Origin of the sequence: Streptomyces klenkii, assembly GCF_003626645.1 — a bacterium.
Taxonomy (GTDB): Bacteria; Actinomycetota; Actinomycetes; order Streptomycetales; family Streptomycetaceae; genus Streptomyces; species Streptomyces klenkii.
Map to the genome: position 1 here is coordinate 1 of NZ_RBAM01000166.1, position 1,111 is coordinate 1,111.

Here is a 1,111-nt window from a genome sequence, read left to right on the forward strand (position 1 = left end):
CCGACGAGGGGCGCGAGTTCGCCGCCGCTCACGCGGACGCCATCTTCAGCCGGCACAGCACCCTGGAGGCAGGGCGGGCGTTCTACGCCGACGTCAAGGGCCGCCTGGCCCGCCACGGCCGCACGCCGGGGGAGCTGCTGATCCTGCCCGCCGCGACCTTCGTGCTGGGCGACACCGACGCCGAGGCGCGCGAACTGGCCCACGAGGTCAGGCGGCAGCAGGTCAGCGGCCGGACCGCGATCCGGCACCTGGAGCAGGTCTGGAACCGCGACCTGTCCGCCTACGACCCCGACGGCCCGCTGCCCGAGGTCGACCCGGACCCCGGCGAGCACACCATCGCCCGCGGCCGGGCGAGCGTCCGCTCCTACCGCGACCCGCTGGCCGTGGCCCGCGAGTGGCGCGAGCTGGCGGCGGCGAAGAACCTCTCGATCCGCGAGCTGGTCATCGAGACCACCGGACGCCAGTCGTTCATCGGCTCCCCGGCCACCGTCGCGGAGACCATCGACCACTTCGTGCAGTCGGACGCCGCCGACGGCTTCATCCTCGTCCCCCACCTCACCCCGGGCGGCCTCGACCCCTTCGCGGACACCGTCGTCCCCCTGCTCCAGGAACGCGGCGTCTTCCGCCACGACTACGAGGGCCCGACCCTCCGCGACCACCTGGGCCTGACCCGTCCGGACGCGGCCCCGCGGTGACCGGGGCGTTGCCCGGCGTTCTCAGGCGGAGCGTTCTCAGGCGGAGCGGAGGTGGTACGCGGTGCGGGCGCCCAGCCAGGCGGTGTAGAGGGCCGTGCCGACGAGGGCCGCCTTGCGGGTGCGCTCCACGGTCAGGCCGACGCCCAGGGCCAGCTCGGTGGCGCCGTTGCGCTTGATCCAGGCGCCCGTGTTCCGGGGGAACGGCAGCCGGGAGATGGGCTCGAACGCCTTCGGGGCGGCGAAGTGCGCGGCGCCGGTGGCGGCCAGCACGAGGCCGGCGGTGCGGAGGAGAGCCATGGGGGGAACTTCCTTTCCACGAAGGAGGCGCCGTCCGAAGCGCGTATCGACGGTATGGGTGGGGCGGATGAGGTGTCAACGGACGCCCGTGCCGCCGGTCCCGGCCTCGGGGAGTCTCC

General features: G+C 74.4%; 2 protein-coding genes. One reads left to right on the top strand and one right to left on the bottom strand.

Annotation, left to right across the window (positions count from 1 at the left end; translation table 11 throughout):
* Positions 1-695, top strand: a 695-nt coding sequence (locus tag D7231_RS35480; protein WP_120760510.1) for an LLM class flavin-dependent oxidoreductase, incomplete at its 5' end; no start/stop codon positions are given.
* Between the two features lie 36 nt (positions 696-731).
* Here D7231_RS35480 and D7231_RS35485 read toward each other — a convergent pair.
* A complete protein-coding gene (locus D7231_RS35485) occupies positions 732-992 on the bottom strand; it encodes a hypothetical protein (RefSeq protein ID WP_120760512.1) in 261 nt (86 codons plus the stop codon).
* Positions 993-1,111 lie beyond the last annotated feature (119 nt).

Bases quoted from the DNA above. Each gene is read 5' to 3' on its own strand.
- D7231_RS35485 (WP_120760512.1), bottom strand. From the start codon at position 992: ATGGCTCTCCTCCGCACCGCCGGCCTCGTGCTGGCCGCCACCGGCGCC.